We start from the raw sequence: 6,276 nt of genomic DNA, 5'->3' as shown, positions 1-6,276 counted from the left end.
AAGGGATTGCCGACCTACGCTCTTCCCACCCCACACGAATCCGTACACCGGGATGAAAAACGCTCTAATACCTGCTGTAAAGACCTACTCGACGAAAAAACTCGCCGCGAGCGTCTCGACCACCAGCGCCCAACCGTCCACCAGGACGAACAGCAAAAGCTTGAAGGGAAGCGAAACGATCATGGGCGACAGCATCATCATGCCCATCGACATCAGTATGGTGGCCACCACCAGATCGATGATCAGAAACGGCAGGAACAAAAGAAATCCCATTTGAAAAGCCGTCTTCAGCTCGCTGGTCATGAAGGCCGGCACCAGCAAGGAAAATGGCGTCGCCTCGGGACTGGCGATGTCCTGCTTGCCGGATATGCGCGCGAAAAGCTCCAAATCGGTTTCCCGCGTCTGCTTGAGCATGAACTGGCGGAACGGAACCGCGGCTCGTTCGAGGGCCGCGCCCGGCGCCAGCTGTTCTTTCATATAAGGCTGCAGGGCCTGTTCGTTCACCTGCTCGAACACCGGCAGCATGGTAAACAGGGTCAGAAACAGCGAAATGCCGAGCAGTACCTGATTGTTGGGCGTCTGACCGGCGCCTAGTGCCTGCCGCAAGATCGCCAGGACGATCATGATGCGGGTAAACGAGGTCATGCTGAGCAACAGCGAGGGCAGCACGGTCAGCGCCGTCATCAGCGCCAGAACCTGTATCGTGACCGTGTAGGTCTGGCTGCCCTGGCCGTTGGCGGCCACGGTGAAAGCCTCGATGCCTGGAGCGCCGTGCGCCGAGGGAATCGACAACGCAAATAGAGCCGCGATCATCCCGAGAAACGTCAGAGCGAAGTACGGCCGACGGTTCATGATCGCCGCCCCGTCAACTCGTGCAAGCGTTCGGCGAACGAGGCCCCGGCCGACGGCATTCCGCTCTCGACCGGGATGATTTCCGAATTTTCCAGGATGCACAGGGTCTCGACCCGTCCTGGCGCTACCCCCAGCACCAGTTGTTTCCCACCTGCCTGCAACAACACGACCCGCTCCCGAGATCCCAGCGAAACCGCGGCCAACACGCGAAAGCTTCCCGGCGCGAGCCGGGAAAAGCTGCCGAATCGCCGCAGCAGCCAGGCCAGAGTGAAAATGACCGCCAATACCGCCAGCAATCCGGTCAGACTCTTCGCCATATCCACCGAAGGCAAGGCCTTGGGTACGGCGGAAGCGGTGTCGGCCAGCAGAACCGGCGACATCAGCGACGAAACCACCGCAAAGACATGGGCCTTCATTTCAGCTTTCTCACCCGCTCCGCGGGACTGATGACATCGGTGAGACGAATACCGAACTTGTCGTTCACCACCACCACTTCGCCGTGAGCGATCAGCGTGCCGTTCACCAGCACATCCATGGGTTCGCCCGCCAGCCGGTCCAACTCGACGACCGAGCCCTGGGTCAGCTGCAACAAATTGCGGATGTTGATCTTAGTGCGCCCTATCTCCATCGCGATGGTCACCGGAACGTCCAGCAGCACGTCCAGGTTGATGTCCTCGATTTTTGCCACGTCCGCCGCCGGCGGAGATCTCCCGAGATCTTCGAAGGTCGCGGGTTCGGGTTTCGGAGCCGCCGGCTGGCGGGGAGGCTCCGCCATTTTTTTGGCAGCCTCTTGCTGCTCCAGCAGGGCGGCGGCCCAATCGTCGGCTAGATCTTCGGATTCGTCGCCCCCGTCAGCGCCTTCGATCGATTCTTCCAATTCGTCGCTCATGCTCGTTCAACTCCGCTTCCCAATACCCCGATTAAGCGTTCTTTATCCCCGCTTGCGCGGCTGATCTTCTCCAGAATCTGCACTGCGTAATTGCCCCGCGAGATCCCGACCTTGCCGCGAAATACGGGGATGTCGTCGACGACGACCGTAATGGTCTCCGGCATTTCGATCGGAATCACGTCGCCGGCTCTCAACCGCAACATGTCCTCCAACGACAAGGTCTTTTCGACCAAGGTGCTGTGCATCTCGATTTCGGCATCCAGGATTTCCGCTTGCAGAGCCGTGCGCCAACGGTCGTCCGAATCATCGCTTCTATCCCCCTGAATACCGGCATCCAGAAGTTCCCTGATCGGCTCGATCATGGAATACGGCAGGGTAATGTGCAGATCGCCTCCCCCGCCTTCCACTTCGATATGTATGGTGGAGACCACGACGACCTCGGCGGGACTCACGATGTTGGCGAACTGCGGGTTCACTTCCGAACCCAGATACTCGAACTCGATCGGCATGACCGGCGCCCAGGCTTCTTTCATGTCCTTGAAAATCAGCTCGAGCAGCATCTGAATGACCCGCATCTCGGTCGGCGTGAACTCGCGTCCCTCGATCTTGTTGTAGAACTGACCGCTGCCGCCGAAAAAATTGTCCACGACGGTGAACACCAGGGTCGGCTCCATGACCATCAAACCACGCCCACGCAAGGGGTTGAGCCGGATGACGTTCAGATTGGTCGGAACGAACAGGCTGTGCACGTATTCCGAGAACTTCAGGACCTGAACGCCCAATACCGAAATCTCCGCGGAGCGCCGCAGCAAATTGAACAGACTGATGCGGAAATGACGGACGAAGCGGTCGTTGATCATCTCCAGAGTGGGCATCCGCCCGCGCACGATGCGGTCCTGACTGGTGAAGTCGTAGGTCCGTACCTCGCCGCTTCGAAAATCGATCTCCGATTCGGTTCCGATATCTCCGTCGTCGACGCCGTGCAGAAGCGCGTCGATTTCTTCCTGAGTCAAAAGATCATGAACGGCCATGGCTATTGCATGATGAATCCGGTGAAAAAAACCTCTTCGGCGCCTTCCTTGTGGCCCGTTTGCTTAGAAACTACCGCGTTGATTTCCTCGAGCAGCTTGCCCCTGAGCGCCTCTTTGCCTTCGGCCGTCTTGAGCCCCGCCGGCTCCTGGCCGCTCAGCAGCAAAAGCACGTTGTTGCGGATCATCGGCGAATGCTTTTTCACCGCGTCGATCACGGCTTGATTTTTCGAAGCGACGCTAAGGCCAACCTGGAGCAGGCGGGCATCCGGATTGCTCTTGAAATTGACCACGAAAGCCGGGTCGATAGCGAAATAGATCATCGGCAGCGCGAGCGCCCCGCCGTCACGGGATTCCGCAGCCGCCTCATTCTCGTTCTGCTTCGGTGGGAAGATCCCCCAAAAATAAAGCGCTGCGAACACGGCAAGGAGCGTTCCCAGCATCGCTCCGAGAACGATAAAAATAACGCTCTTGGATGACTTCTTCTTTTCTTCGCCTAAATCCAGTTTGTCTTGTTGCGCCATCGCGGTTTTCCAAAGTTTTCTGCTGCCTTCAGCAACAATGATGCCCACAAAAAAAGCTTAGCACCGACAAGGCATTAGCAAGCCCTGAACGCTTTTCGTCGCACTACGGCAAGACAAAAGCCAGCAAGGCGCCAAAATTCGGACGCTTGGAAACGAAAGGAGACTGATGGCTGAATGCTCCAAGAGCGAGATCAACGCCGGCAGCACTACGGCCGATACGCGGAGAGAGCAACTGCGGCAAGGGAACGGGTATTCAGATACAGAGCCAGAAAAGGGGGGATCGGCATAATCTGTATCAGCCGGCTAAGCCGATCCCTTAGGCATTATGAAATCGAGATTAGTAATCCATGCTTAATTGGCAAGCGTTCCGGTAATACTCGTGAATACATTTTGGCCGGTACAGGCATTGATCGTACCCTTTACAGTAAGGGTGCCGCCTGTAACGCCACTGAACATTCCAGTATTTCCGGGAGCGGTAATTGGCCCCACCGTGAGCACGGGCGCCTTGACATACATGATTTCCGTGACCGCCCATTTACAAGGATATGCTACCGGAGAAAAGCTGACAGGCGTATCGCCATCGGTGCTCAACCGCGACAGTTCCGAACCCGACGAATCGGTACACGTGATGACATGGCGAAGATGGCCGGGCACCACGAGAGGCTGTCCTGTCGGAAGCATGACGGGCGCTCCGGAGCCGTCCGTAAAAACCTGTAGATCGTATCCTTTCCCCAAGACGGCGCATACCAACGTAGTCTTGTTATCTACTTTTACGGCCATTTCTCCGAGCTGGGTATCTCCCTCGTAATTCGGCGCTATCGCCGGCCAATCGATATCGTCATTTCCCAAATCGTCGTAATGAATCGAGGCTTCCATAACCGTTTGAGTGCGCCCTACTCCCGATTTGATCACGATATCCGCAGAAGCAGAGGCCGAAAAGATCATCCCGGTAGCGACGCAAACGGTAATTACAGACGGTTTCTTAAACATTATTGTTTCCTTGTAATTGATGAACAAACTAAAGCGCGACTGAACTCCCAAAGCGTGTTGTTCCTCCGCCACATGAAGATAGCAGGTTAAATTGGCCTCAGCCATTACAAAGACTTACCTAATCCGGGCGGGGCGACGTTCGCGCAGGCCGACAGCCGGTCCAAAACCGGAATACATTGTCAAAGGACCTCCATGCAAGGCAGAATTGGGCGGACAAGCCAAATCATTGAGAATGAATCTGAAAATAAGAAATCTCGATTAATAAATTCTAAAACTCATCCACCCAAGAGGAAGACCCCATGGATAGCAAGATTCATCATCGTGTCGTAGTGATCGGCGGCGGCGCCGCCGGGCTCGGCATCGCCGCCCGTCTGCTGCATGCCGGGATAACGGATGTCGCCATCATCGAGCCGTCCGAGAAGCATTATTACCAGCCCTTCTGGACGTTCGTCGGAGGCGGCGTCGTCACTCGCGAGCAGTCGGTCAAACCGATGGCCGAGTTGATCCCCAAAGGCGCCACCTGGATACGCGATGCCGCCGCGGAGTTCGATCCCGCCAACAATTCGCTGAAAACCGAGGGCGGCAAGGAAATCGGCTACGACTACCTGGTCGTCTGTCCGGGGCTACAGATCGACTGGGACAAGATCCCGGGCGTAAAGGAAGCGGTAGGCAAGGACGGGGTGTGCAGCAATTACAGCTACGACACCGTGAACACCACCTGGGAAAACATCCGGAACTTCAAGGGCGGCAACGCCGTGTTCACTTTTCCGCCGCCGCCCATCAAATGCGCCGGCGCACCGCAGAAAATCATGTATTTGGCGGAGGATTATTTCCGCAAGCACGGCCTGCGTGACAAATCCCGCGTCGTCTACTACTGCGCCACGCCCACCATCTTCAGCGCGCCCAAATACGCCGCCAGCCTGATGGAACAGGTGGTGAAACCGCGCAATATCGAAGTTCATTTCAAGCACAATCTGGTGGAACTGCGCCCGGCGTCGAAAGAGGCCGTGTTCAAGAATCTCGATACCGGAGAGAGCGTCGTTCAGCCCTACGACATGATCCACGTGGTTCCGCCCATGAGCGCTCCCGACTTCCTCAAGAAAAGTCCGCTCGGGAACGAAGGCGGGTGGGTGGACGTAAATAAGGACACCTTGCAGCACGTCCGCTACCCCAACGTGTTCAGCCTGGGCGATGCCAGCAGCCTGCCCACGTCCAAGACGGCGGCGGCAGTCCGGGCGCAAAGCCCGATCCTGACCGCGAATCTCCTGTCGGTCATGAACGGCGGACAGCCGGTAGCCAAATACGACGGCTATACTTCGTGCCCGCTGATCACCGGTTACGGCAAGCTGATCCTGGCCGAATTCGACTACGACCTGAAGCCCAAGGAAACCTTTCCCTTCGACCAGGGCAAGGAGCGCTACAGCATGTATCTGTTGAAGCGTTACATCATCCCGGTGATTTACTGGCAAGGTCTGGTCAAGGGTTATCAATGGCCTCACTTGGGCAAGGCGTAAACCGGCATCCCCGCGCCGCAGGAATGGCAAAGTCCGTAGGCTGGAATGGAGCTTTGCGTAATCCCAGTTCGATCTCGCATCTGATCTCCTGAAAATGCTGGGTCTCGTTCCTGGACCCAGCCTACGGCGCTGCACCTCGTAAGCCGGAGCCTTTCCCACGAGGCGGGCCCAAGCGCAATCCGCTATTTGCATGGCAATACCGATCTTTCCCTCTCCCGCTGGGAGAGGGCTAGGGTGAGGGTATTAAGAACGAAACCTAACTGACCGCCCCGTGCTTCGCCTCTACCACTCCGACAAGCTGGAATTTCTCGCCGAACTTTTGACGGCGGACAGCACACCGCCGGCCTCCCCCTTCGAACCGGAAATCGTCATCGTTCAAAGCCTTGGCATGGGACGCTGGCTGTCCCTGCGCCTTGCGGACAATCTCGGCATCTGCGCCAACGTCCGTTTTCTGCTGCCGGCCTCGTTCATCTGGGACC

General features: G+C 57.1%; 8 protein-coding genes. 2 read left to right on the top strand and 6 right to left on the bottom strand.

The annotated features are described in order from the left end of the window. Window positions 1-84: 84 nt before the first annotated feature. The 6 genes from fliP to ABJK70_RS18335 form a co-directional block, all read right to left on the bottom strand. Window positions 85-813, bottom strand: a complete 729-nt coding sequence (fliP, locus tag ABJK70_RS18360) for a flagellar type III secretion system pore protein FliP (protein WP_347258709.1) — start codon at window positions 811-813, stop codon at window positions 85-87. Window positions 814-848: 35 nt separating this feature from the next. Continuing rightward, the gene (gene fliO, locus ABJK70_RS18355; protein WP_077730351.1) at window positions 849-1,268 is read right to left on the bottom strand and encodes a flagellar biosynthetic protein FliO; all 420 of its coding nucleotides are present in this window, start codon (window positions 1,266-1,268) and stop codon (window positions 849-851) included. Beyond that, the gene (gene fliN, locus ABJK70_RS18350; protein WP_086135748.1) at window positions 1,265-1,741 is read right to left on the bottom strand and encodes a flagellar motor switch protein FliN; all 477 of its coding nucleotides are present in this window, start codon (window positions 1,739-1,741) and stop codon (window positions 1,265-1,267) included. Before fliN ends, fliO begins: the two co-directional genes overlap by 4 nt. Further along, window positions 1,738-2,772 carry a flagellar motor switch protein FliM gene (gene fliM, locus ABJK70_RS18345; protein ID WP_077730349.1) on the bottom strand — a complete coding sequence of 345 codons (1,035 nt, stop codon included), beginning with the start codon at window positions 2,770-2,772 and terminating at the stop codon, window positions 1,738-1,740. The genes fliN and fliM overlap by 4 nt, the downstream gene beginning before the upstream one ends. 2 nt (window positions 2,773-2,774) lie before the next feature. Continuing rightward, window positions 2,775-3,293, bottom strand: coding sequence for a flagellar basal body-associated FliL family protein (locus ABJK70_RS18340; protein ID WP_077730348.1), 519 nt, complete (start codon window positions 3,291-3,293; stop codon window positions 2,775-2,777). Window positions 3,294-3,644: 351 nt separating this feature from the next. Then, window positions 3,645-4,283, bottom strand: coding sequence for a hypothetical protein (locus tag ABJK70_RS18335; RefSeq protein ID WP_139841202.1), 639 nt, complete (start codon window positions 4,281-4,283; stop codon window positions 3,645-3,647). A 299-nt stretch (window positions 4,284-4,582) separates the two neighbouring features. Here ABJK70_RS18335 and ABJK70_RS18330 point away from each other — a divergent pair, with 299 nt between their 5' ends. Both ABJK70_RS18330 and ABJK70_RS18325 read left to right on the top strand, forming a co-directional pair. After that, the gene (locus ABJK70_RS18330) at window positions 4,583-5,797 is read left to right on the top strand and encodes an FAD/NAD(P)-binding oxidoreductase (protein ID WP_086135751.1); all 1,215 of its coding nucleotides are present in this window, start codon (window positions 4,583-4,585) and stop codon (window positions 5,795-5,797) included. Between the two features lie 271 nt (window positions 5,798-6,068). Next, window positions 6,069-6,276, top strand: a 208-nt coding sequence (locus ABJK70_RS18325) for an exodeoxyribonuclease V subunit gamma (RefSeq protein WP_347258708.1), incomplete at its 3' end; no start/stop codon positions are given.

This window comes from Methylocaldum sp. (genome assembly GCF_039794385.1).
In the GTDB taxonomy this organism is placed as follows: domain Bacteria; phylum Pseudomonadota; class Gammaproteobacteria; order Methylococcales; family Methylococcaceae; genus Methylocaldum.
This window is presented reverse-complemented; position numbering and strand designations above follow the sequence as displayed.

Excerpts from the sequence above, each read along its gene's own strand:
- fliP (WP_347258709.1), bottom strand. The coding sequence starts at position 813 with ATGATCGCGGCTCTATTTGCGTTGTCGATTCCCTCGGCGCACGGCGCT.
- fliO (WP_077730351.1), bottom strand. The coding sequence starts at position 1,268 with ATGAAGGCCCATGTCTTTGCGGTGGTTTCGTCGCTGATGTCGCCGGTT.
- fliN (WP_086135748.1), bottom strand. The coding sequence starts at position 1,741 with ATGAGCGACGAATTGGAAGAATCGATCGAAGGCGCTGACGGGGGCGAC.
- fliM (WP_077730349.1), bottom strand. The coding sequence starts at position 2,772 with ATGGCCGTTCATGATCTTTTGACTCAGGAAGAAATCGACGCGCTTCTG.
- ABJK70_RS18340 (WP_077730348.1), bottom strand. The coding sequence starts at position 3,293 with ATGGCGCAACAAGACAAACTGGATTTAGGCGAAGAAAAGAAGAAGTCA.
- ABJK70_RS18335 (WP_139841202.1), bottom strand. The coding sequence starts at position 4,283 with ATGTTTAAGAAACCGTCTGTAATTACCGTTTGCGTCGCTACCGGGATG.
- ABJK70_RS18330 (WP_086135751.1), top strand. The coding sequence starts at position 4,583 with ATGGATAGCAAGATTCATCATCGTGTCGTAGTGATCGGCGGCGGCGCC.